The sequence below is a fragment of the Nonomuraea sp. NPDC049684 genome (assembly GCF_044465345.1).
In the GTDB taxonomy this organism is placed as follows: domain Bacteria; phylum Actinomycetota; class Actinomycetes; order Streptosporangiales; family Streptosporangiaceae; genus Nonomuraea.
Genome location: NZ_JBITLO010000030.1, coordinates 14,778 through 39,263 on the forward strand (window position 1 = coordinate 14,778; position 24,486 = coordinate 39,263).

The following is a 24,486-nucleotide window of genomic DNA, read 5'->3' on the forward strand; positions in this document are numbered from 1 at the left end:
GTGGAGGGCACCATGAGTTCGGGCCGCAACACGGTCATGATCTACCTTTACGCCGTCGGCGTCCTCCTGCTGGCGGGCCTCATCGCCTTTGCTCCACGCCAGATATGGCTGCCGGCCCTCGTGATGGCACTGGCCGCGGGCGCGGCTCCGCCCATCAGGGCTGTGATTCGACGCCGGTCACGTACGCAAAGAGAACCCACGACCCTGTACGTACCTCCGCCACCGCCACCAGTAGAGCCTCGTGAACACCGGGTAGAGAGGGTCCCGCTGCCGAGCCGGGAGGATGACTACGACTTCCTGCTGTCCGCCACCATCCTTTGGGCACCGTTGAAGCGGCCATGGGACGACCGGCGCATCAATCCCGAGGCGCTGGCCGTGAACGCGATCCTCAAGCGCGCACGAAAGATCACGGAACAGTGGGAACCGGGCCGCGCCTCGCTCGTCATGCACGAACTGGGCGAAGTCCTGGGCTCGATGGAGCCGGACAACACCGGCTGTGTCCAGGTGATGGCTCAGGCCATCCAGCTCACTCTCTCCACGGAGGACCAGGAACGCCTTAACAAGCTGGCTGCTGTGCGGAAGGACAAGGTGGTCTGGGAACACGACCGCAAGTATGAGCAAAGCAAGCGGGAGTACCTCGGCGAGGACGTGCTCAAGGACACCGGCAGCGCCGTGGTGTGGTGGCTTGCAAAGAACGACGACCACATTGAGAGAACGGTGAACGACCTCGGCCTGCTTGCCAGACTCACCTCGGCTGCCAACAACAGAGAGCTGCTCGAGTCGAACGGCCACGGGAGCACGCCCTTCGAGCCGTTTGCAGAGACACCGTCGCCGAATGGCAACTCGCCGGTGGACCACCTGGCCGCCTTCGTGCAGATCACGGATCTACGAGAGAAGGACCTGTTCACTCACCAGGTAGCTCTGCTGGTCGGCACGTACGGCCGGCCAGACGTGGCCGATGAGATCCTCAGCAGGTTCGGGCTGTCCGATCCAGAGCCTCCTGACAGCGCGAAGGCTCCGCAGGATGAAGGTCCGGACGACCCAGACGGTTTCCATCAAAACGGGTGGGACGAGGGGATCTGAGGACATGGAAGCAGAGCTCGTGGCGCTGGCAACCTCCGGCGCGACCACACTGATCACACTGATGATCTCCGACGTATGGGCGCAGACGAAGGAGAAACTCGCAGGCATTCTTGCCAGACCTGGAAATGAGGATGACGTGCTGGAGGAACTGGAAGCCTCCCGCGCCGACCTGGTGGACGCTCTTACGCGAGGTGACGGAGGGAGAACGGCTGCGATCGAGGCCGAGTGGCGCGCCCGCCTGCTGAGGTTGCTCCTGGAGGTCCCAGGCTCGGCCGATGCCCTGCAGAGTCTTCCGGCTCCGGCGACGGGCACGGTCTACAACCACATCAGCGGGCCGGTACGGTCTGCTGTGGTCGTCCAAGCCGGGCGGATAGATGGGTCTACGTTCAATGCTCCTTCGGATACGACCTAGAGCGATCTTGCTAGGTGGAAGCAGGCAGTATGGAGAGCCTGGGGCTGTGTCTTCCCGCTAATCCGCCCATAGCTGCCGCTGTGGGACTCTCCGGTCCGTCGTGAAATGATTCTTGCCGCGATCGGCGAGTACGACGCCATGGGGCGGGCTACTTGTCCTAGACATGTCTGGTTGAGCGCACGGCGATTCCTCGTTCTCAAGGGTGTCCAGCCATGCGAGGCTGGCGACTTCGGTTAGACGCCCTCCAGGCCGCGGGGGATGCGTGCATGAACCGCCCCGGCTTCGATGGAGGCCTCAGCGGTTGATTGCTGGGGCTTCGTTGGGACGGTGTTCAGCGTAGTGGTTCGCCTCCAACTTCTCGGGCGGGAGGTGTCCGATGGCTGAGTGCAGGCGGGTGGTGTTGAACCAGGCCACCCATTCGGCGGTGGCCAGTTCCACGTCGGCCAGGCTGTGCCACGGGCCGCGGGGCTTGATCAGCTCGGTCTTGTAGAGGCCGATCTGCGATTCCATCAGGGCATTGTCAAGCGCGTCGCCGACCGTGCCGATGGAAGCGTCGATCCCGGCCGCCAGCAGATGGGTGGGGAACCGGAACGACGTGTACCGACTGCCCGCGTCCGAGTGATGAATCAGTCCCGGCCTGACCGGGTGGCCGGTGCGCTCGCGCCGCGACAGGGCCATGTCTAGGCCGTCCAGCACGAGGGTGGTGTGCTTGCTCAGCGAGGCGGCCCAGCCGACGATCGCCCGTGAGTAGATGTCGACCACGAACGCGACATAGACCACTCCGAACCAGGCCGTCACGTGGGTGAAGTCGGCCACCCAGGTTGCGTTCGGCCACTGGGCGGTGAAGTCGCGCCGCAGCCGGCCGGCCGCCCGTGCATGTCCCGGATCGGGTGTCGTGGTGCGGATCTTCCTGCCCCGCCGGGCGCCTTGCATGCCGAGCGCGCGCATGCGCCGCTCGACGGTGCAGCGCGCCACCTGATGCCCCTCGCGCAGCAGGTGCTGCCAGCCCTGCGGGCGCCGTAGACGCCGTAGTTGTTGGTGTGGATGCGAGAGATGTGCTCGTCGAGCTCGGCATCGCGCAGGACGCGGGCCGAGGGCGGTCGGTTCTTGGCGGCGTAGTTGGTGCTGATGGAGATGGGGCAGCCGTGCTGGGTCAGGACACGGCAGACCGGCTCGACACCGAACACGCCGACGTGCTGGTCGATGAAGCTCACGAGTGCGTGTGTGGCAGGTCGAGCTCGGCCGCGAAGAAAGCCGACTTAGATTCAAAGAGTCAAGGCAACACATTGGGCCGGGGTTCGGTAGCCGAGGCACTTGCGGGGACGGTTGTTCAGTCGGGCGGCCAGGGCATCAAGGTCGGCTTGGCTGTACAGGCTCAGATCGGTGCCCTTCGGTAAGTACTGCCGGATCAGTTTGTTCGTGTTCTCGTTGGTGCCCCGCTGCCACGGGCTGCGCGGTGCCGCGAAGAAGACGTCGACGCTGGTCGCTGCGGTCAGCAGCTGGTGGCCGGCGAGTTCCATACCGCGGTCCCAGGTCAGAGTGCTGCGCAGGCGAGCATCCATCCGTGAGAACGCCTGCTGCAGGGCAGGAATGACGGTCGTGGTGTGACGGCTGGGGAGCGCGACCATGGTCAAGTAGCGGGACTTGCGGTCGACCAGCGTCGCGATCTGGCTGTTCTTGGCTCCGATGATGAGATCGCCTTCGAGGTGGCCGAGCTCGGTTCGGGCGTTGGCTGCCTCAGACCGTTCCTCGATCGGTCGTGCCCCGGTGATCTGGGAACGCCACTGGCCCTTGACCGTGTTCTTCTTGTTCTTGCGGATGGGACGGCGGGTGCGCAGCTTGGTGCACAGTTCACGCGGGATCAGCTTCCACCGGGTCGTGTAGATCGCTCGGTAGATGCTCTCGTGGCTGATCCGCATGAGCGGGTTGCCAGCGTGCATCAGCCGCAGATGTCCCACGATCTGCTCCGGGGACCACTCGTTGTCGAGCAGCTCGATCACCAGCCGGCGCAGCACCGGGTTGTCCTGCAGCGCGGACGGTTTTGGGCGACGTGCCCGCTCCTGAGCACGTTGCTCGGCGGCGAGCGCACGGTACTTCACCCGGCCGCCGTTGCGGGCCGCCTCCCGGCTCACCGTGGATGCCGGGCGGCCGATCGACACGGCGATCGAACGGAGGGAGGCTCCGGCCTCGAGACCGCGAGAGATCGATTCCCGCTCCTCAGCGCTCAACCGGTCGGCCCGGCGCACCCGCTCGGCCGGCGCAATACCGCCATGGTGCTTCAGCACCGTGAAAACCGAGCCCGGGGGCTTGCCCAGTGCCCGGGAGATCACGCTGATGGACTCACCGGCACGCCAGCGCCGCCACAGGTCTTCTTTCATCACGTCCGACATCCCCGGCCGACCCATCCGAGCCACGATCCACCCATCCACGAGCAGTGTTGCGTTGATCGTTTGAATCTAAGGACGCGGCCTTGAGGATCTCATTGGCGCGCCGGAAACCGGCGTTCTCTCTGCGCAGCCGCTTCAGCTCGGCCGACTCGTCCGTGGTGCGGCCGGGCCTGCTTCCCTCATCTATCTGGGCCTGGCGGACCTAGGTACGCAGTGTCTCCGCAGTGCCAATGCCGAGATTGGTCGCCACTGCCTTGATCGTGGCCCACTCGGTTGGGTAATCCGGCCGCACTTCGGCGACCATCCGCACCGCTCGGCGGCGCAGCTCGGCGGGATAGGCAGACTTACCTAGTAAGGACTCGATCCTCTCAAGAGACCAAAGTCTCCACCGAAATCGGGGCGATTCGGTCACTCACGTCGAGCGTGCCATGGCTGCCACTATTAACGGCCCTCGCTTCTTACCACACCTGATACTTCACGAGCTGGAAGCATGGGTTCTGCTGGGCCATGAGGCACGCGAGCTCACCGGCGATGACGCACTCGCCCAGGCCGTCGAAGCGATTGTGGCGCAGGCCCAAGGTGCCGAACTGGTACGACGAGGTCAGGACAGCACCATCCAAGCGTCTACTTCGCCTATATCCCCGGTATCGCAAGACCTCTGACGGCCCGCTCGTTATAGCTGAGATCGGCATTAACACCATGAGGAATGCCTGTCTTCACGCGGACGCCTGGTTCTCCGCGGTGACCACTGCGGTGACGAAAGAACTCTGACGCACCGGATCAAGATGCCTCGGCAAGCCGATAGCCAGCTGGCGGCCCAAGCTGACCGCCAAGCATGGTCCGCATCGCTGGCCGGTCTTGCTCGACCTCACCGCCGGCTCCGTGCACTCCCGTGCGGGGCGGCCGGTGTGGGCCGCCGATGAGACCCACATGCACTGGCTGCCGCACGTCCGGGCGAGTTGGATGTTGCACGGCACCGGCCCGAGATCACAACGCCGGGGCAAGAACCGGCCGGTCACCGTATTCGGTGTGTTGGAGATGACTACCGGCCGGTGGGTGTACCGGCTCGGTCACCGGCGCGCCGCCTACTTCCTGCTCCTGCTCGATGCGGTGCTCGCCGCGTTCCCGGCCGCCTGGGCGATCGTGGTGATCTGCGATAACGACAGCATCCACCACGTCAAGACCGTCATTGCCTCCCTGGCGGAGCACCCTCGCCTGGAACTGCTGTACGGGGTGCGCTATAGCCCGCACGACAACCGGTCGAACACGTCTGGGCCCGGCTGAAGGCGTTGATCGCCAACACAGCTGTCCCCTGGCCCGGCCGGCCCAGACAGATCCACGCCTCTATCGCGCCCGTTCACGCGACCAGTTCCTGACCGCCGTGGCCCCTGAGGCAGCCCCTGGTTCCCCGCCGGTCACAGCACTAGCAGCATGATGAGCACAATTATGAGATACCGCACAGTGGTGTCGTCTCCGGAGCAACTATCCGCGAGCGACTGCGTCACTGCCGCGAATAAAGTAGCAGCCGTCGTACTTGATTCGTCGCGGTCAGGTTGAATCGGTGGCATCTGAGATCGCCTTTCCGAGATCGATGGCCGTCTCGCACGGCGCGTTGAAGCAACTCTGAATCGGGTCTGTATGTGCCCGCTTGTTAATTCCCGGAGGCCGCTCGCTTCCCTCAGCGCCGGGCTTGAATAGGTCTGCAAGCGAACCTGTTAGCTTCTGCCTAACGTCGTGAAGAACGGCACAACAGACAGCGGAGGGATCTCATGAACGCCAATCCGTCAGAGCACTACGTCAACGTCTTCTTCTCGTCCAAGACCATCGAGCTGATGGAAAGGGAACTGATCCTGCAGCCGGGCGGCTCGCCGGACACCCTCATGGTGAACCTGATCGCACGGCTGGCTCGCGCCGAGAAACAGCTGGGTGAGGCGCACCGTAACACCGACTCGGTGCTCGCTGCCTTCTACGACTTCACGCGACGGGGGCTGTGCACGCTCGGATCGCCGTTACTGACGAACATCGCCGCCGGACGTCAGACGCTCGGCTCGTGCTCGGCGGTACCGATCGACGTGGGGGCGCTGTCAGCTTCCGACCTAGACCTTGCTGAGGCGTATTACAACCTGAATATGGGTTCCGGATACGACCTCACCGACTCTCCGGACCCATGCGACACGCTGTTGCGGTTGAACAGGCACGCGACACGCGTCGAGAACTCCGGCAGCTGCGAACGCTACGTTGGCAACATCGCGCATTTGAGCGTGCATCACCCCCGAGTGCTCGAGTTCATCGAGGTGAAGAGGGGCCGCGAGGACATCGTTCACTTCAATATTTCCGTCGACGTCACCAAGGAGTTCATGAGGGCGCTCTTCGCGGGAGCGTACGTCCGCATGAGCGACGGCACAGAGCTGGCCAGCCGGGATATCTGGGACGCGATCGTGGCTGGAGCATGGGAGTGTGGCGACCCTGGAATCATCGCCTTGGAGCGCTACAATCAGGGCAACGCGCTCCGTGCCCACGCGCCCTACGTGACCACCGCCCCATGCGCTGAGGTCGGGCTATCGCCGGGAGAGACCTGTGTGTTCGCCTACATCAACCTCGCGGCGTGTCTGCGTGCGACCCCGCGGCTTGGCGTCGACCTTGAACTTGTAGGCGACGTCGCGGCCTGCCTCACTCGTGTACTTGATGACGCAGTCGAAGCCAACCTCAACGCCTTTCCGACCGCAGCCAGCACGTCAGTGGTAGCGGCCAAGCGGAAGATCGGCATCGGGCTGTGCGGGCTGGCGGACGCACTGCTTTGGCTGGGTGTCCCATATGCAAGTCCGGAGAGCGCACGGCTACTCGCGGACGTGCTGGCCACACTCAACTACCGTTCCAAGGAGGCGTCGCTGCAGTTGGCTGAGCGACGCGGGCCCTTCCTCAGCTTCCATCTGTCGGAATACCAGCACAACACCGACTTTCTCAGCCGTTTTGGCAAGGTCGAATCGGTCATCGGCCCGTCGACCTGGAACGCCCTCGCCAAAAAGGTCTCCCGGCACGGGTTGCGTAACGTTATGACGACCGCACTGCCGCCGTCGGGTCGCAGCGCGTTGCTACTCGGAGTCAACCCCAGCATCGAGCCGTACCTGTCTTTCCGGGACGACAACGACTTCGTCATGCCAGTGCAGATGCTGCTCTCGACTGGTCAGGTACGGCTTGCAGATAACTTAGGAAAGATCGCCGACAACGGTGCCGGGAGGCCGGAAGACGTCTTCCGGACGGCTGCGGAAATCGCTCCAGAAGAACATCTAAGCCTCCTCAGGATAGCCGCGGGAGTCGTGGACGACGGCGTCTCGAAAACGATCAATCTCCCGCCTCACGCGACGCCCGAGTCTATCAGCGATATATTTCAAGCAGCGTGGGACGCTGGCCTCAAGGCCATTTCTGTCTATCGCGTCGGCAGCCGAAATCCGCAAGTATCCTGACCGATTCTGCGGTAGCTGGGAGGGGCTGTGAACCCGTTACGAGCAGTGTCGAAAGATTTCGACGATCGCTTCGGAGCCATACTTCGGCAACTCAGAAGTGAACGCGGCTGGCGGCAGATCGAACTCGCCGTTGAGATTCCCGTGGACCACAGCCTGGTCAGTCGCTGGGAAACTGGCGCGGTGCTGCCGACGGGAAAAGACGTCGACCAGATCTGCCGCGCACTGTCCCTCGACGAGGAGAACGTCGAGCGGCTTCGCTACGCCTGGCGGAGAGAGCGGGATGTCTCACACGGCGATGAGGTCGCTCTGGCCTGGCTCCCCAAAGTTGACTGGGTGGAGTCGATTCAACTGTCGGTGGAGTCCGTGCGCGCGCTACGCAAGAGCGGCCAGCCGCGCACGGCCCTCATGCTTGGTCATAGGGACGCGTTGTACGGCCTCGACTTTCTACGGTCGCACCCGTGGCGCATAGATCACCCAGAGGCGCTGAGCCGCCTTTCCGAACTGCTGCTTGAAGAATGTAAGGCAGGACTCGACTACCTGCCACAACCGGCCGTTCGCGCCGGGTGCCTGTCCCATACCATTAGGGCCCAGGCCATCGCAGCCAGCGGCGCCGCCCGTCCCCTGGCGACGCTGTTCCATGCAATTGCGAAGGAAGGCGTGGCTTATGTCTCGGGGAATATCGGCGATGCTCACGAACTGAGCAGACAGCTTCTCACGAAGTCGGAGGACATCCCCCCCGAATGGCTGCCAGAGGTGGTGCGGGCATGTGCCATCAACTCCGGCAAACTGTCCGATGTGGAGACATTGCAGGCAACCGAACGCGCATTGAAGGTTCTCCTCGACGAGCGGGACGACCTGCCGCCGGGGACACATGCGTTCGTCCTTGAGGGCCTCGCCCGGGGGTGGGCCGGCGTCGAACCACGCCGGGCCCTCGAGGTGCTCGATACAGCCTGGCGTACGCGCAATAGCTCCGAGGACTCGGAGGCGACCTCTTCCCTCCGCTTCGTTCAGCTCGTACGAAGTCAAGCGGAAATCGAGCTCGCCCTGCACTATAGTGGCAACGTCGGTGACACTGCCGCGAAGCTCGAGAGAGCGCTTGATATTTGCTCGCGGAACAAGTACGACAAATACAGTATCGAGTTAGAAAAACTCGCGCAGCGGATAGGCTGACCGAGGGAAGCGACATGACTCAACTGATCTTCCAGTACTGCCCGAAGATTACTGTCTTCAGTCGAGACGGCAGCAGCGTCCTGCTGTGTCGGAGAAAAGACGAGGCGGACTACGATGGCACATTCTCGCTGATCGGCGGCAAGATGGAACACTCCGATATCTCAATCGAAGAAGCGCTGCGGCGTGAGAAGACTGAGGAAGTTGGAGATGCTTTCAAGGTTCGGATTCTGCTGCACTTCACAGTGAATGTACTGTTCGTGAAGGCGGACGGCAATCACATGATTCTCCCGCACCATTACGCGCGCCATGTAGCAGGCGTCCCGGTTCTGAATGAGGAATATTCGGAGGCCGCCTGGGTGTCTCTGGACGAGCTTCCCGAGTTCGGGCCAAAGATCGAAAATATCGCCTGGATCGCACCAATGCTGAAACGGCTCGACGGTGCCGTAGGTGATGACGACTACGTGCTTATCTGATTTCGAACTCGTCCGCAGCATATTCGGAGAGGTGTCGACTTTGCAGTACTACGACGATGTCTACGGTTTAAGCATGGTGCCTGGCGGTTTGCTTCATGACCTTGTCCGTAGTGAAGCGGTGCGCCGCCTACGCAACGTCAGTCAAGCCGGGGCATCCTCATTTGTACGGGCCGGAAGGAACAACAACCGCTACGAGCACAGCCTGGGCGTCATGACCCTTACCAGGCTGCTCGGCGGCAACGAGGTGGAACAGGCTGCGGGGTTGTTGCAGGATCTCTCGCACACCGCCTTCTCTCACACCATTGATTATGTGTTCGATGACCGTGGAGAGGAGTTCCATGAGCGGATCTTCCAGTACGTCATCGAGCGCAGCGATGTACCGGAAATCTTGGAGAGACACGGTCTGGACTGGGGAACGCTCTTCACCAAGGACAATCTCCTCCGCGTCGATGTCTCGGCTCCGCTGCTCTGTGCGGACCGCATCGACTATACGCTGCGGGATCTCGTTCGGTTGGGCGATATCGCGGCCGGCCAGGCCCGTGCTTTCGTGCGGCAGTTGACCTTCCGCGACAACATGGTGGTCTCACGGGACGTAGAAATGGCCGTGAATTTTGTGGCATGGTACGCGCATCTGGTGCGGGACGTCTTCATGAACCCGTTGGAATTGTTCGTACACGACGCGTTCGCCAAGCTCATCAGACGGGCCCTTGAGACGAAAGTGCTGACCGAGTCCGATCTCCTGTCCACCGACGATGCGGTCCTAGCCAAACTACTTGTCGACGAGACTTATGGCCTCGATGTGAGCCTCGCCGAGATCAGACGGATGCGAAAGGTCGTCGTTGGGGATTTTCCGCATGGGGTTCGCGTTTACAGCAAAGGGCGGAAAGTTGACCCTCCGGTGCTGGTCGGCACGCAGATACTGCCGCTGTCTGTGGTCCGGCCGGAGTGCGGAACAGTGTGGGAGAGTATAGAGCGGGTGGCTTCGGAAGGGATTATCGTCAGCGCATTAGAGTCTCGATCGGCGCGATGAGTGTCTCGATCGGTGACCTGTCCGCCCCGAACGCCTTTCTCTTGCACAAGGCGATCGAGGTCACGCCGCGAGCGCTGAACCCGGTCTCATGTCTGTATTTAGGCGCGGCCCTCCGCACAGTGGGTGGGCGGATCTACCAAGGGACGTTCTTCGAGTCGTGATCCTTTCCATCAGGCATCTGCGCCGAATCGGCTACGCTGTGGGCGGCGCTGTCGGATGGAGCACGAGATTTTGAAGCCCTTGCTATCGTGGGGGGCGATCCGCGATCGGGTTGTCCCGGTCGGCCGGTTACACCTTGCCGTGGCTGTAGGCAGCGCATCTTTGACGTCATGGGAAGCAATGCGCTGGAGCTGTGTGCCGATCTAACGCTCTCGAACATCGTGTACTTCAGCATCGGTGACCTGCTGCCATTCCCGTTCAGCCAGAACGACCTGCCGCCCATCGTTTCTTAACCACCATAACCAGGGTCCCGGTATGGATCCGCTATATCTCATTTCATCCGAATTGATCAGATTGTATGACCTCGAAGGCGTCGCTGTAGTTGGAGGATGTCGCGGCGGCATAGCCGATGTTGGCCGTCTGCGCCAGGCGGATGATGCTGATCGCCAGGTTGCGGAAGCCGGCCAGGGCTCTGGGTGCAGTGCCTATCCTAGTTTTCTCCAGTGAGACGACGGGCATTTGGAGGCGGATCCACCGAAGGAGCGGAGCGCTTCCTGGTGGCTTCGGCGCCGATGGACGATCCCGCCGCGCCAGCGGATTCCTCTGACCGGCGGGGACACGTGTATGGTTCCGGGCGCGTCTGGGGCGCCGGGGGATCCCAGGTTGCGAGCGGTTTGACGCCCGCTGTAGGAGGGCGGTAGTTGTATGGGTGGCGCGTACCCTCCCACCTGCGCAGAAGTGTCCAGCGGGCTGCGCCAAGAGGAAGATCGTCTCACGCATGCCCCCATACCCTTCGGGCCACGAGCTCTGCGCGCAACGTACTCATCAGCACCGGGGGGGACACATGAGTTCCTGAGCCCCGGCGCCCGACTGCGCTTCACCGACCTCGACGGATAACACTTCACCTGCTTCGTCGCCGGCCAGAGGCCAGCTCGCCGAACTGGAGCTACGCAATCACGCTCGCGCCAAAGACCGCAGGCCAGCGTCGCGCTAAGGACAGCGCACTGCGCAACCTCCACTGCACAACACCTACAGTCAAAATCAGACCTCGCTTGAGATCGTCGCCCGGGCCTGCGAACTAGCTAGTACTCGCCTGCATGCAACTATTCGCCCTGCATCGCACCGACGCCGGTCTCTACGAGGTCAAACGCCGGCGCTTCGCTAGTAGCTCCCGCTGGCCAGCTGATACACGGCCGCCGTCACTTGAATCACCGCGTTCCCACGCGATGACCCTTGATCCGTTAGATCACCACCGCCTTGGCATGCTTGGACGCTCTACTGGCACCTGACCAGCACCAGCCCGCCCTACGATCGGGGAAGGAACCCACGGCCCGTGGAACCCTGCCCTCCCGCACATCCGGGTTTTCACGCTGACCGCAGCGCAATCGACCTCTAGTCAAACCCGTCAGTCGACCGAGCCACGGTCGACAAAATTCGGGTCGGATTATTGGATCACGTCAAATTTCTGAAGCCACCGATAGACGAGTCTAGCCTGTGTTGCGCTGAGACTCGCGGGCGGCATCGTATGGAGAAGGGAGCGGACCTTTTCGGGTTTATGCTGCTTGGCAAGGTCAACAATCTCGGCCGCCCCAGCGATGCGCTCAATAAGACTTTGTTGAATGATGGAGATTGATCTATCCTGAACGAATTTCTCCCCGAGGTCGGTCAGCCGAACTTGTTTACCCTTGATATCGGCCAGGCCGAGGGAAACAAGGACGCGCATACGGCGGCGCGCGACGCTACGAAGAGTGATGCCAGGGAAGCGTTCTTGAAAAGCGTCAAGATAGGCGTCGAGGTCCGATGAATGCTGCACCAGTGCAGCCATGTCAATAACGATCTCGAGATAGTCGCCGCTGCGCCCTTCCGGAAGCTTATCGAGAAGATACCGATCACCGGGGCCTTTGGGGGAGTCGATGGGATCCTCACTCTCACCCTCCTGCCAGTCTTCGCTGTTCTCTTTGGATAGGTACTTGCCAACGCGGTTGATGTCCTGGACTGAGGTATCACTGACCTCGATGGCGAGGAGCTTTTTAGCATGCATCAGGAGACTTTCTGGACGCAACATCAGAAGCTGGCGACCAGTGAGTACCTTCATCTCTTGGACAAGTTCGAGGCGAGGGCCACGAATCTCCCCTTCTTCCTTCCTCCACCAGTCTTCCTTGACATCTCCGGTGACCAGAAGAACGTCGACCTTGCGGACTTTTACCTCTTCGATAACCTGCATCCACAGCAAGTAGTCGCCGGCAGCCCTAGCTGCTCCTTCGTCACCCTTGTTTTTGCTCCTATCCTTGAAGCCCGGCGGTATGGAATTCTCCATCCGTTCCATCGCCTGCTGGATCAGCTCTGCTCTCACTCCATCGGAAAAGGGCTCGCCTCGCCTTCCCGCGATTAGCTGCTCTAGGTCGTTAACAACCGGATCCTCATGGGTGGCTCGTGATAGCTTAGAGGCTTCCCGATCGGCGACCTGCTTTATGGTCGCGGTGACGTCGACGAAAGCGCTATCAAGTTTGTTTGCCAACTCGGCGGCCACGGATTCGGTGAGCGCGATTCGCTTCGACCAACCCCTTATGATGCCCAAGGAATCGTTCAGCTTTGCTTCTAGTTGCTTGATTGTATCGCGGGCATTCGAAGGGTCGCGAATTGTGTTCTCTCTGTTCCGCCAGAACTCTTCAAGTGCTTGATGGGGAATCCATAGCTGGTCCCCAATCTTATTGAGCACCTCTATGAAGTCGGCCCGGGTACTGCTCGTGTAGCGATAAAGATTGAGGAGTACGTTGGCATCGAGTACCACGAGGCCATCCGTGAGGACATGCTTGAAGTCCCGTTCGCTCGCGGTCCGGTAGCCTTCGAAGCCGTCGTACAGGCCCGGCTTCTTCGAGTGTGCCTTGCTCACATGATCCAGGCTTGCGCAGACAACCAACGGGCGCTACCTCTTTCGTGCACCAGTTTAGGCCCGATGACCTATGTTCCTATCTGTACCGGGACGGTCACCCTCAGTATCTGACTGGGGCGCTGAACCTTCATCCTGACGATGCTTGTCGCAACGAGTGTGCGCGGAGCGGCAGCGGACAGGAGTCTCGGCGAGACAGCAGTCGACCCGGACCCCATGCTCCATTAGGACCTTGTTGCTGTCATACTGGTCCGATTGCTCTGTCCACCCACGCCACCACCTGCCTGGCCGATCTTGCCCTTGCTTGGGGCTGCATCGCTGTCGGTGGCGGAAGCTGGGCCAGCGCTGCTGGTCCTGGTCCACCTGCGCAACGGCGACTTACGCGCCCCTGGCGCTACGTCCAAGCGAGCGTGGATTTGCTGGCCGGAGCTTTGGCTGACGAAGTAGGCACCGCTGCGGTGCGCGTGGTTCGGCGGCCCCTTCGTCATCATGGGACGGCGCCCACATCCCACTCAACATCCTCACGAACGAGCGGGCCGTACTACTGCGGCAAGAAGAGGCAGCGTTCGGTCAACCCGCAACTGCCAGCCGACCAGGCAGGCTGGCCAGTTTAAGCCTGCAACGGGCTGCCATGAGGCAGTGCACGACGTCACAACAGTCTTGGTAGCCGACCCTATCGACGTCCCATTCAGGAGCAGCTCCAAGATCGCCGCGGGCAAGGGCAACCGTGGAGCGGGCGCCACGATACGACACCGTTCGAGTGGTATCACCATCTGTCCTGGCTGCCCCGCAGCCGGCGAGACGTCAACCACGCTTATGTCCGTATCTGCGCCATCGGCGAGCCTGCCGTCTCGGCCTCGAAGGACTGGAAGGTGCTGGCCTAGCTGCGATGCTACCCGTGTCGAGCCACCGCACTTGTGCAGTCCTCGCCCGGTAGCTGATTGAAGAAGACCGATACTTAGGATAAAAGGCTTTCTGGGATGGCAGGCACGCCGGTCCAGAAGACCGGCGGCGTTGAGAGCCCGACCGTAACACCAGCATTGCGGTCTAACAGTGCTGCACTGAACCTTCCTGAACCACATCGCCTCCGCACTTGCTGCGCTACCGGATCCCTCACGTGACGCCATTAGAAGATGCCCACTCTAAACGTCTAGTCATTGTTGGCGTGATGGAGTACCCTTTATTGTCTTACAGCAAAGCGGCCTATATGGAAGGCATCTGGATCGTGGACAAGCCTAACTATCGTATTGGGCGTTGGAATCCCGCCCGCGTTGTCCCGGCTCTCGGTCGCATTGGGTACGATCCAGTGTCCGCGATCCTCGATATAGTCGACAATTCAGTATCAAATCGCGCAAGTCGCGTCAGAGTCGACATCATCACAGAGCAGGAAGTGCGTGACGGGCCCGGCAGGCGCAGAACGCTCATCACGGGCATCAGTATTCGTGATAATGGCACTGGCATGAATGAGGGCAAGTTAGAAGAGGCGATAACTCTCGGATCACCATCGGAAGGCTATCTTGAGGAAAGTCTTTCAAAGTTCGGCCTAGGACTCAAGTCGGCGTCAGCATCCCTGGGCCAGCGGCTGAGTATCACTAGTCGCGGTAGCGATTCTATTGCCCGTACGCTCGTTCTCGACTATAGGGTCATCCGCGAGCTCAACGAATTTGTCTACACCCTAGAAATGGCGTCACAGGGCGAAGCCGCTCGACTGGACGAAGTCGCGCAGGGAGGAACCGGTACGCTCGTTGAGATCAGTAGTATCGCCCATGAAAACATGCCATCGCCTGCTGAAGCGATAGAGACCCTCAAGGAGAAGGCCGGCATTGTATACTACTTCCCTCTCGCGGGGGAGGGGGGGCGTAGCGAACCACTGGTCATGCATATAGGCGAGAATCAGGTTAAGGCCTTCGATCCTCTTTTCGAAACTTCCGCCGATGGAAACCTGGAGGAGTATTCCTGGGATGGAACATCCGTAAAATGGATTGTCACCCCCCAAACGATACAACTGAGTCTTGACGAAAAGGTGACAGCTCGCGTAGCTATGACACAGCTGCCGCATCCGCCGACTTTGGAGAAGGCGGGCGTAATGACACGAGCCCATGCTCGGCGACACTATATGATCGCGGCTAAGAATTATGGGTTCTATATCTATCGCAACGGTAGATTGATTTCCTGGGCAGACTCGCTGGGACTGGTTCCATTGGACCAGAGTCTCTATTCGTTCCGAGGCCGCGTAGAAATCAAGTCCGACGCCGATGAGATCTTGAACATCGACGTAACCAAGAGCCGGATCCAGCTATCAGACATCGCCTATGGCCAACTTTCGCCACTCCTGAGAGAAGCGCTTAAGAAGAGCCGGATGGCATGGGACAAAGCGAAGCGAGATCTCCAGAGCATCCTCGAAAAGTCGCCTCATGAGGACATCAATTTGGTTCTAGATTCGATCAGCGATATAGAGTCGAAGAACGATGAACTAGATGAGGAGATGTCTCCCGAGCCGGAGCGAAGGCGTCTCCGTGCCCGAAGAGAGGGAACGTCTGAGCGCAACAAGGCCACCGCTGAGGAGAGCGAGCGTCTGCGCTCCGCATCGCAACGCGTGCAATACGTGTCGATGCTCCCAAATAATCAACTCTGGGAACGAGCGCATGATCCCGAAAATGGGCTAATAGTTAGGGTCAATCGTTCACACCGCCTAATCAGGGAAATCGTTGAGCCCAATCAAGATAACGAGCTTCTTCTGAAGGTGCTAGATATCCTATTCTTTGGACTCGCATTTGGCGAATACGCTGTAGTCTATAAGTCCGACCATGAGCCTCAAGTGATTGAAGCGATCATGGAGGAGTTCCGTGAGCGGACAGGGGGGCAACTTACCGATGTTGTTCGTAAGCTGGATCTAGGCGATTTCTCTTCCGGTGACTGAATGTTACTGAGGGCCTCTTTAAATAGCGGAGAAATAGGGGCAAGGTGCCCGTATATCTACGGCATTATTGCGCTGGAGTTTCCGGTGCTATATATCGGGCAGACTATTTCCGAGTTAGGTGCGAGCGGCAGGCTCGCGCAGCATCTGAGTAATACTACCGCTAGTACTCTGCGCAAGCGAGTGGCGGACACCTTCGGCTACGACGAGATAGAGCTTGGTCCTATCGAGTTTGCCGCCTTCAAGTTGCCGCCCCGGGCTGAATTTACAACAAGGGTTGCGGACTACAGAGAGGCGGTCGAAGCCATGACTCAATACTGCGTCATTAATATGATGAATGAGACTGACTTCTATTGTCCTGTGGTCAGTCGTGTCGCATTAAACCCCCATACTAGCGAGCCCTTCGTTAAAATCCAGGCGAGGTTCGCTTCGGAGGAGCTATTTGGGTGGGTAGGCTCGCTTCTAGGTTGAACGACTCGCAGGGCCGGCGTAGTTCTTTCGTGGTCTGACACGGCGCTGGAGCATGTTAGAGCCGGATACTCCATCATAGACATATGAGCCTTACAGATCGGGCGGACGAGTTGTGGGAGAGCGAGCGACGCCTTACCGCCATCGGCAGGACTAGCCTTTCTGTACCAGCACGCCAAGCTATCGTTGATCAGCAAATCAGGCCTAACTCGTCTGTCCTGGACTACGGATGCGGGCGAGGCGGTGATGTCCGAGCTCTACGAGAAGTGACCAGTAACGTCGAAGGCTGGGATCCTCATTACCTGCCTGACGGCAACCGCAGGCTTTCAGATGTAGTGCTGTTGACCTATGTGCTCAACGTCATTGAGGATCCGGACGAGCGATGCCGTACCCTCCTTAGGGCCTGGGAGTTGACTAAGGAGACGTTAGTCGTCGCCACTCGACTCGTCTGGGAGAAGTCCAAGCTCAAGGGCACGGGTTTCCGCGACGGAGTCCTTACCAGCCGACGGACGTTTCAGCACCTGTTCAGCGCTGGCGAGCTCCGAAGCTACGTTGAGGACGCCACAGGCGTCCGGTGCGTCTCTGCAGCCCCCGGAATCGTCTACGCATTCAAGCGTGATGAGGCGCGCCTGAGCTATCTTGCTCGTCGGATCGCACCCTCGGCCATCTGGTTGACCTCTGATGACGCGGCATCGGCGATCGCTTCCGTAGTCGACTACACAGAGCGACGCGGGCGAGTGCCGCGCGTAGAAGAGATGCCGACGCAGATGGCGGAGCTCCTAGCCCATCTGAACACTGCAGAACTGCAGCGGATCGTCCGGGTGTCGGCTGATCCAGAAAAGGTGGCCGAAGGTGCAAAGAGATCCACCTTGACCACGCTGCTGTTCCTCGGTGTGGAGCTGTTCAACGGGCGTGGCCCCTTCGGATGCCTCCCTCTTTTCGTGCAGCTCGATGTGAGAGCGTTCTTTAGCTCCTACAAGGAAGCATGCATGCGATCTGATCGTCTGCTGCTCAAGCTGCGTGATGACGCCTACGTCCGTGGCGCGATGAACGGAGCAAAGGTGGGCAAGATAACGCCGACAGCCCTGTACGTGCATCGCCGGGCCATTGATCACATGCCGGTTGTCCTGCGCCTGTACGAGCACTGCGCTTCCCTCGCGGCAGGACGACCACAGGAGTGGACCCTGGCAAAGCTGCGCCATCAGGGTAGGGGAGTTAGTTGGCTGGACTATCCGGAGTTCGACACGGATCCGCACCCGCGGCTGCGATCGTCCTACATGGTCGATCTCACCACGCTCAAGACCTCGCACATGTCCTACGAGCCGTCGCAGAACAGACCTCTACTCCATCGCAAGCATGAGTTTCTTCACCCAGCTGATCCCGATGTTCCGAAGTATCGGCGACTTACCGACAGCGAGCTGCGAGCAGGCTTGTACGCCAATCCCCATCTCATTGGGACCGAGCAGGGCTGGGAGGCCGAGCTGGTCCGCTGTGGCCGCCAGCTCCGTGGCCACCGCCTGATCAAGAGGAACTGATCGGTGCGATGCCGGCTTGGTACTCGGCGATGATACTGACGAACTCGTCGACGTCCAGTATCTGAGCTTGGTCGGGGAACCAAGAGAGGCGCAGTCCATTGCTGGCCTGTTCTGCAGGCAATCCCATCGCCGCGAGGACATGGCTTGGGGTGTATGACGCACTCGTACAGGCGGATCCGGTGGCCACCGCGGCGTAGTTCTTCAACTGCAAGATCAAGGCCTCAGTGTCCACACCTTCGAACGACAGGTTGAGGATGTGCGGGACCACGTGCTCCTGGTCGCCGTGGAGATTGAACCGGGTCTTGTCGAGTCCCTCCAGCAGACGAGCGCGGAACTCGCTGGCCGCATGGAACCATTGCGTACGTTCATTTTCGAACATCTCAAGAGCTCGGGACAGGCCCATGATGAGCGGAACTGGAAGCGTGCCGGGGCGGAGCTTGCGTTCCTGGCCGCCTCCGTACATCAGGGGAGTCAGAGGCACGGAGTCCCGCCCGCGGCGTCTGATGAGCAGGCCGCCCACCCCCTTGGGTGCTCCAATCTTGTGCCCGCTGAAGCTGATGAGATCGATTGGTGCACGAAGGTCGTCTGGCAGCTTGCCGAAGCCCTGAGCCGCGTCAACATGAAGAAACGTGGCAGTGGAGCGGAGATGCTCCGCCAGCTCGGCGACTGGCTGGATGACGCCAGTCTCGTTGTTGACCTGCATGACAGACACGAGCAGCGTGTCGGGACGTAGCCGTTCCAGTACGGCCTCCGCAATCACGCGACCGGAGGGACCCGGCTCGATCAGCTCGATGTCGAAACCCTGTGACTCGAGGTGCTCCAGTGGCTCCAGGACTGCCTTGTGCTCAATCGCGGTGCTGATGATGTGACGGCGTTCACTCTTAGCGCCGAAGGGAGCTAGGCCCAGGATGGCAATGTTGTTGCTCTCGGTTGCACCACTGGTGAAGATCAACTCGTCCGGACGGGCGGAGAGGTGGGCTGCGATGCCTTCACGAGCGCGGGCTACTGCCCTCTTAGCGCGAGTTCCGTACTCATGGGTACGCGAGCCCGCGTTGCCGAAATCTTGGGACATCCAGTGCAGGACGACCTCGGCGACCTCTGGGAGTACTCTCGTCGTTGCAGCGGCATCCAGGTAGGCGACCACGTGCACACCATCTCTCATCTTTGTTGTCCCAGGTCACGTGTGTACGTTAAAACACACACGTACTTACGGTACCGTGGACCGCGTGCGAACACACGCGCTGGCGCAACACGGCGGAGACGCTACAACGGCGGGCTTCGAGTACATCTTCCCAGCCATCCGCGGTGTGCAGGCAGGGCGTGAGTACTACGTATCGATGTGTCCGTTGCGCCTCATCCCCAAGATCTTCTTGTTTGATGAGGACGAGCTCGCACCGGAGGTGCGGGCACAGCGGGTCCTGAACAAGGGGCGAGTCCCAGCGCTGGCGAGGTACATCCTGGAGAACCCCGACGATTACGTCTTTTCTGCGCTAACTGCCTCCGTCGATGGCACCATGCGCTTCGTGGGGGTGGCGGACCAAGGGCCAGGGTTGCGGGTCGGTCAGTTGCACATCCCGATGGCCTCGCGCTTCCTGATCAATGATGGTCAGCACCGACGTGCGGCCATCGAGGCGGCCCTCAAAGAGAACCCCTCGCTGGGTGATGAGACCATCGCCGTCGTCTTCTTCCACGACGCCGGCCTTGAGCGCAGCCAGCAGATGTTCGCTGACCTGAACCGCCATGCCGTGCGGCCAGCGCGTTCCATTGGCGTCCTCTATGACCACCGGGATGAGCTCTCACAGCTAACACGGCTCCTTGCGCTGAAGTGCCCAGTGTTCCGCAACTTCGTTGAGATGGAGAGCAGCAACCTCTCAGCTCGATCGCGCAAGCTCTTCACGCTCAGCGCCCTGTACTCGGCGATGAGTGCCCTTCTTCAAGGGCTGGAGCTGACTGGCGGCAAGGACACTGAACGCCTGTCGTGGGAATATTGGGAAGCTGTAGACGATCTCATCCCAGACTGGGGAGAGGTGCGGAGGCGATCTCTGTCCGCCTCCGAGATACGTAAGCAGTACCTACACACGCATGGGATCGCACTCCATGCGCTGGGGCTACTCGGGAACACACTGCTCCGCGATTCTCTTGATCCAGAGGCATGGAAGCCGCGGCTGGCGCGGCTTCGGGACGTGGACTGGTCACGCACCAATCCTGATTGGGAGGGACGTGCGATCATCGGTGGCCGCGTCTCGAAAAATCACCAAAATGTCGTACTTACCGTGAACTATCTACGCAAGCAGCTCAGTCTCGAACTGACTGCCGATGAGCAGCAGGCAGAAGACGCCTACCAGCGAGGAGAGCGATGAGCACCCCGACGCGCAGTGCCATCATGCTGAACACGCCCACCCGGCGCGCCGTCCCCTTTGAGAGCCAAGGCGGGCTCGCCGCCGTGCTGAATGAGCTGACCGCGGAGATCCGTGAGCTATACCTGGCCGATCAGGTCCCTTGGGTCGTGGGCTACAGCGGTGGCAAAGACTCCACCGCGGTGCTTCAACTTGTGTGGATGGCGCTACAAGACCTAGAGCCCCATCAGCGGACCAAACCGGTCTACGTCATCAGTACGGACACCCTCGTTGAGAATCCGGTCGTTGCTGCTTGGGTCACCCAATCGCTGGAGACCATGCGTAAGGCGGCGGAGAAGCAGCGGCTTCCTATCCAGCCGAATCGGCTGGTGCCTGATGTGAAGGACACTTTCTGGGTCGGCCTGATTGGTAAGGGATACCCCGCTCCGAGACCGAAGTTCCGCTGGTGCACTGAACGCTTGAAGATTAAGCCGTCTAACTCTTTCATTCGCCGAGTCGTGCACGACCACGGTGAAGCAATTCTGGTCCTGGGCATCCGCAAGGCCGAGAGCCAGGCTCGCGCCCGAGTGATGGAGCGCCACGAGAAGCGACGTGTCCGTGATCGACTGTCGCCAAACGGTAACCTCCCCAACTCCCTCGTCTATAGCCCTGTTGAGGCATGGAGCACCGACGAGGTCTGGACGTTCTTGATGCAGCAGCCCAACCCCTGGGGGCATCCGAACAAGGATCTCCTCACCATGTATCAAGGAGCCTCGAGCGACGGAGAATGCCCACTCGTAGTGGACAACACCACTCCTTCCTGCGGCGACAGCCGCTTTGGGTGCTGGACGTGCACCCTTGTCGACAAGGACAAGTCCATGTCGGCGATGATCCAGAACGACGAGGAGAAGGAGTGGATGCTTCCGCTCCTGGAGCTGCGCGACGAGCTCGACGCTCCCGACGACAGCCACCTGCGTGACTTCCGGAAGATGAACGGCACGATTCAGCTCTTCCACGATCGCAACGTTCCTGGACCGTACACACAAAAGGCTCGCGAGGAGTGGCTCCGGAAACTTCTTAATGCCCAGACCTGGATTCGGCAGAATGCTCCAGAGCATGTGCGGAACATCGAACTCATCACGATGGACGAGCTGCATGAAATCCGACGCATCTGGGTCTTCGAGAAGCATGAGGTCGAGGATTCGCTACCCCAGATCTACAAGCAGGAGACGGGGGAGGACTTCCCCGGTGGTCCGCTTGACCAGCACCTTGCAGTGGCCGCGGATGAGGTGGAGCTGCTTCGTGAGGTCTGCGACGGAGATGACCTGCACTTTGAGACGATGCGTGAGCTACTTGCAGTCGAGCGGAAATTCCGTACGATGACTCGCCGCTCCGGGCTCTTCGAAGCACTCGAGAAGGCAATCAAGAGGGGCTACTACACGAATGAGGAGGACGCGGTCGAGCTAGCCAAACGCAATCAGCAGAATAAGATCGCCCCTACCCTTCTGGGATTGGATGAAGAGAGCGCCGATGCTCCTGCATGAGATTACTCTCGAAAACTTCGGAGCGTACCGCGGAAAGCAGGTCCTCTCTCTGAATCCCAAGCCTGGTAAGCCGATCATCCTGATCGGTGGCCTCAACGGCTGCGGGAAGACGACGCTGCTAGATGCTATCCAGCTCGCGTTGTATGGCTCTCGGGCACGATGCAGTGGTAGGGGAAACCGTTCCTACGACGCGTTTCTCCGTGACAGCGTGAACCGTCAGGCAGTGCCTAAGCAGGCGGGAGTGAAGCTCTGGTTCTCGACCACGGTCGAAGGGGAGCAACGTCATTATCGGATTGAGCGAAACTGGTCCATCGCGGGAAAGACTCTCCGTGAGTCGCTGGCAGTCTTTGTCAACGGCGAACACGACAAGGCCGTCAGTGACACATGGGCGGACTATGTAGAGGATCTTCTGCCGTTGGAAGTCGCCTCCCTCTTCTTCTTTGATGGCGAGAAGATCGAATCGCTTGCTGATCCTGAACGGGCGGCTCCCGTCATCGAGTCGGCGGTTCAATCGCTCCTAGGGGTCAGCACGGTTGAACAGCTGCGAACCGACCTACTTGCTCTTCAACGGCGCCAGAAGGTGAGTCAAGAGGACAAAGCCGCACTCGAGCTGATCGCCACCCTCGAAGCTCAGCTTGAGGAAAACGAGGTGGCCAGAGCAGATGCGCTTCAGCGGGTCGCTTCCGCAAAGGCTGGTCTCCTACGCGAGAAGAAGGAGCTGAAAGCTGTCGAGGCTGCGTTCGCCAAGGAGGGGGGAGACCTCTTCCGCCGTCGGGCGGAGCTAGAAGCACAGAGTGCGCACGCGAAAGGTCGGCTCGAAGCTGTAAGCGCGACCCTTGCCAACACCGTCGCGTCAGGACCGCTCCCACTTCTCCTCCTCAAGGATCAGCTGGACGCTTTGCGTGCGCAGGTGGCTCGAGAGGAAGATGCGGTCCGCGCGGAGCAGCTACTCGACGTCCTGCACATGCGGGACAAGGAGCTTCTCTCGCTACTGAGTAACGGCATGCCGGGTGTTCAGCTCGAGCAGATTACTCAATTCATGGAAGAGGACCGTGCCCAACGTGCAGCTGAGGCGGGCGTTCCTAGGCTGATTCAGATGTCTGCGGCGGGCATTCAGCAACTCAACTCTCTTGATCAAGTCCTTAAGAGCGAATCACAGCATGCGCAAGAGCTGCTTACTGAGTCTGGAGAGCTTAGAGCGCAGCTCGACGCGCTGGATCGGCAGTTGGCCGGCGTTCCAGCAGAAGACGCGATCGCTGACCTGATCGCCCGACAGGACAAGGTCCGTCAGCGCGTGGAAGACGTCGAGAGGGAACTGCGCGCAACGGAGGAAGCTCACGCCGCGCGTGTCCGTGAACACGCGCAGATTCAATCAGCCCGCGAAAAGGCATATGCCAAACGAGCTAAGGGATTGGCCGAGATCGAGCACCGAGCCCGCGTGGTTTCATACTCCGACCGCGCTCGTAATACCTTGAACAAGTTTGGAGAGCTCCTGCTGCAACGTCATATCAGTCGTTTGGAAGTCGCTGTACTAGACAGCTTCAATCGCCTAATGCGTAAGGATGGTCTGGTCAAGGACCTGCGTATCGACACTAGTAAGTTCACCTTGACCATGATTGGTGCGGACGGCGAGGACCTCAACCCGGCACGTCTGAGCGCAGGTGAGCGCCAGCTTCTGGCGGTATCTCTCCTTTGGGGTCTAGCTCGTGTAGCGGGCAACAGGCTCCCGAGCGTCATCGATACTCCGCTGGGCCGGCTGGATAGCCGGCACAGACAGAATCTTGTTGAGCGTTATTTCCCGCAAGCGAGTCACCAGGTGCTTCTGCTGTCGACAGACGAAGAGATCGATGATGAGCTGCTGCAGCGTCTCATTCCGTCGATCGCGCAGACATACACGCTGATCCACAATGACACGACGTTCACAACCACGATCGAACGCGGCTACGGATGGGGGAAGACTCGATATGTCGCTTGACACAGTCCGCCTGTCTCAACCGGCCAAGGATCAGTTGATCAAACTTAAGCGAGTCACCGGTATAAAGAACTGGAACGTTCTGTGCCGCTGGGCCCTAGCTGTGTCCTTGCAGGACGAAACGCCCCCGTTGGTGCGCGACGTTGTCACCGACTCCAACATCGAGATGTCTTGGCGAACTTTCGCTGGAGCTTACGGGGATATCTATATGGCGTTGATTAGATCCCGCTGTGTCCGTGATGGCAGCGAACCGACTGAAGAAGCTTGTGGCAGGACTGTCGTCACTCACTTGCATCGCGGCATTGGGTATCTTGCAGGACGGCGTGACCTAAATTCTGTGGACGATCTGATAAAGGCTGTTGTCCCCTAGCTCATGAAGGGCAGTGGTCTACGACCCTCCTTCATTTGTTGGGAAGGCAGGAGGTGTTCGTCCCTGGGCTAGGAAGTAGCCTGGACTGGCGATCAGAGGGCCCTTTGTGTGAACCAAGACCGCTGCCGAGATTCTCGAGCGGTTCGCCGGATATTTGAACAGAATTCCACACTCAGAAGACTAACCAGGTAGAGCTCGTGCCGGGACGGTCCGGTGTCCCTGCCAACAAGCATGGTCCGACACCACTACCCGTGCGGGTCAGTGATGAGCTGGGTG

Annotated in this window: 21 protein-coding genes and 2 pseudogenes; 16 read left to right on the forward strand and 7 right to left on the reverse strand. The window is 60.2% G+C overall.

The window, feature by feature from the left end; genetic code table 11:
- Positions 1-12 precede the first annotated feature (12 nt).
- Entirely contained in the window at positions 13-1,083 is a 1,071-nt protein-coding gene (locus ACIBST_RS48510) for a hypothetical protein (protein WP_397180224.1), read from the forward strand.
- Between the two features lie 4 nt (positions 1,084-1,087).
- The gene (locus ACIBST_RS48515) at positions 1,088-1,495 is read left to right on the forward strand and encodes a hypothetical protein (protein ID WP_397180225.1); all 408 of its coding nucleotides are present in this window, start codon (positions 1,088-1,090) and stop codon (positions 1,493-1,495) included.
- 294 nt (positions 1,496-1,789) lie between these two features.
- Here ACIBST_RS48515 and ACIBST_RS48520 read toward each other — a convergent pair whose 3' ends face one another.
- From ACIBST_RS48520 to ACIBST_RS48535, 4 genes and pseudogenes are all read right to left on the reverse strand, one after another.
- A complete protein-coding gene (locus ACIBST_RS48520) occupies positions 1,790-2,782 on the reverse strand; it encodes an IS3 family transposase (protein ID WP_397180226.1) in 993 nt (330 codons plus the stop codon).
- On the reverse strand, positions 2,761-3,873 hold the full coding sequence (locus ACIBST_RS48525; RefSeq protein ID WP_397180250.1) for an IS30 family transposase: 1,113 nt from the start codon (positions 3,871-3,873) through the stop codon (positions 2,761-2,763). Before ACIBST_RS48525 ends, ACIBST_RS48520 begins: the two co-directional genes overlap by 22 nt.
- Before the next feature lie 82 nt (positions 3,874-3,955).
- Positions 3,956-4,186, reverse strand: a pseudogene (locus ACIBST_RS48530) (transposase); the annotation flags it as partial.
- Between the two features lie 154 nt (positions 4,187-4,340).
- Complete coding sequence (locus tag ACIBST_RS48535; RefSeq protein ID WP_397180251.1) at positions 4,341-4,502, reverse strand: hypothetical protein; 162 nt, start codon at positions 4,500-4,502, stop codon at positions 4,341-4,343.
- On the opposite strand from ACIBST_RS48535, the gene ACIBST_RS48540 reads away from it, so the two are divergent.
- From ACIBST_RS48540 to ACIBST_RS48570, 7 genes and pseudogenes are all read left to right on the forward strand, one after another.
- The gene (locus tag ACIBST_RS48540) at positions 4,462-4,653 is read left to right on the forward strand and encodes a DUF4276 family protein (RefSeq protein WP_397180227.1); all 192 of its coding nucleotides are present in this window, start codon (positions 4,462-4,464) and stop codon (positions 4,651-4,653) included. The two genes, ACIBST_RS48535 and ACIBST_RS48540, sit on opposite strands and share 41 nt — an antisense overlap.
- 42 nt (positions 4,654-4,695) lie before the next feature.
- Positions 4,696-5,301: pseudogene (locus ACIBST_RS48545) on the forward strand (transposase); the annotation flags it as partial.
- Between the two features lie 350 nt (positions 5,302-5,651).
- Positions 5,652-7,346 carry a hypothetical protein gene (locus ACIBST_RS48550; RefSeq protein WP_397180228.1) on the forward strand — a complete coding sequence of 565 codons (1,695 nt, stop codon included), beginning with the start codon at positions 5,652-5,654 and terminating at the stop codon, positions 7,344-7,346.
- A gap of 27 nt (positions 7,347-7,373) precedes the next feature.
- Positions 7,374-8,516 (forward strand): multiprotein-bridging factor 1 family protein, encoded by a 1,143-nt coding sequence (locus tag ACIBST_RS48555; protein WP_397180229.1) that lies wholly within the window; start codon positions 7,374-7,376, stop codon positions 8,514-8,516.
- A gap of 14 nt (positions 8,517-8,530) precedes the next feature.
- The gene (locus ACIBST_RS48560) at positions 8,531-8,989 is read left to right on the forward strand and encodes an NUDIX hydrolase (protein WP_397180230.1); all 459 of its coding nucleotides are present in this window, start codon (positions 8,531-8,533) and stop codon (positions 8,987-8,989) included.
- A 40-nt stretch (positions 8,990-9,029) separates the two neighbouring features.
- A complete protein-coding gene (locus ACIBST_RS48565; protein WP_397180231.1) occupies positions 9,030-10,019 on the forward strand; it encodes a hypothetical protein in 990 nt (329 codons plus the stop codon).
- A 329-nt stretch (positions 10,020-10,348) separates the two neighbouring features.
- Positions 10,349-10,471, forward strand: a complete 123-nt coding sequence (locus ACIBST_RS48570) for a hypothetical protein (protein ID WP_397180232.1) — start codon at positions 10,349-10,351, stop codon at positions 10,469-10,471.
- A 43-nt stretch (positions 10,472-10,514) separates the two neighbouring features.
- Here ACIBST_RS48570 and ACIBST_RS48575 read toward each other — a convergent pair whose 3' ends face one another.
- Together ACIBST_RS48575 and ACIBST_RS48580 are read right to left on the reverse strand one after the other, a co-directional pair.
- Positions 10,515-10,697 (reverse strand): hypothetical protein, encoded by a 183-nt coding sequence (locus ACIBST_RS48575; protein ID WP_397180233.1) that lies wholly within the window; start codon positions 10,695-10,697, stop codon positions 10,515-10,517.
- 925 nt (positions 10,698-11,622) lie between these two features.
- Positions 11,623-13,071, reverse strand: coding sequence for a PIN-like domain-containing protein (locus tag ACIBST_RS48580; protein ID WP_397180234.1), 1,449 nt, complete (start codon positions 13,069-13,071; stop codon positions 11,623-11,625).
- Positions 13,072-14,161: 1,090 nt separating this feature from the next.
- Here ACIBST_RS48580 and ACIBST_RS48585 point away from each other — a divergent pair.
- The 3 genes from ACIBST_RS48585 to ACIBST_RS48595 all read left to right on the forward strand — a co-directional run bounded on the left by ACIBST_RS48585 (position 14,162) and on the right by ACIBST_RS48595 (position 17,988).
- Entirely contained in the window at positions 14,162-15,988 is a 1,827-nt protein-coding gene (locus ACIBST_RS48585; RefSeq protein ID WP_397180235.1) for an ATP-binding protein, read from the forward strand.
- 180 nt (positions 15,989-16,168) lie between these two features.
- On the forward strand, positions 16,169-16,456 hold the full coding sequence (locus tag ACIBST_RS48590; RefSeq protein ID WP_397180236.1) for a hypothetical protein: 288 nt from the start codon (positions 16,169-16,171) through the stop codon (positions 16,454-16,456).
- Between the two features lie 83 nt (positions 16,457-16,539).
- On the forward strand, positions 16,540-17,988 hold the full coding sequence (locus ACIBST_RS48595) for a DNA phosphorothioation-associated putative methyltransferase (protein WP_397180237.1): 1,449 nt from the start codon (positions 16,540-16,542) through the stop codon (positions 17,986-17,988).
- On the opposite strand, the gene dndA is transcribed toward ACIBST_RS48595, so the two are convergent.
- Positions 17,975-19,132, reverse strand: a complete 1,158-nt coding sequence (gene dndA / locus ACIBST_RS48600) for a cysteine desulfurase DndA (protein ID WP_397180238.1) — start codon at positions 19,130-19,132, stop codon at positions 17,975-17,977. The two genes, ACIBST_RS48595 and dndA, sit on opposite strands and share 14 nt — an antisense overlap.
- 82 nt (positions 19,133-19,214) lie before the next feature.
- On the opposite strand from dndA, the gene dndB reads away from it, so the two are divergent.
- From dndB to dndE, 4 genes are read left to right on the forward strand one after another with little or no spacing between them, the layout of a single operon-like run.
- Positions 19,215-20,348, forward strand: coding sequence for a DNA sulfur modification protein DndB (dndB, locus tag ACIBST_RS48605; protein WP_397180239.1), 1,134 nt, complete (start codon positions 19,215-19,217; stop codon positions 20,346-20,348).
- Positions 20,345-21,868 carry a DNA phosphorothioation system sulfurtransferase DndC gene (dndC, locus tag ACIBST_RS48610; RefSeq protein ID WP_397180240.1) on the forward strand — a complete coding sequence of 508 codons (1,524 nt, stop codon included), beginning with the start codon at positions 20,345-20,347 and terminating at the stop codon, positions 21,866-21,868. Before dndB ends, dndC begins: the two co-directional genes overlap by 4 nt.
- Positions 21,855-23,843, forward strand: a complete 1,989-nt coding sequence (gene dndD, locus ACIBST_RS48615) for a DNA sulfur modification protein DndD (RefSeq protein ID WP_397180241.1) — start codon at positions 21,855-21,857, stop codon at positions 23,841-23,843. Before dndC ends, dndD begins: the two co-directional genes overlap by 14 nt.
- Positions 23,833-24,210 (forward strand): DNA sulfur modification protein DndE, encoded by a 378-nt coding sequence (gene dndE, locus ACIBST_RS48620; protein ID WP_397180242.1) that lies wholly within the window; start codon positions 23,833-23,835, stop codon positions 24,208-24,210. Before dndD ends, dndE begins: the two co-directional genes overlap by 11 nt.
- Positions 24,211-24,486: the final 276 nt, after the last annotated feature.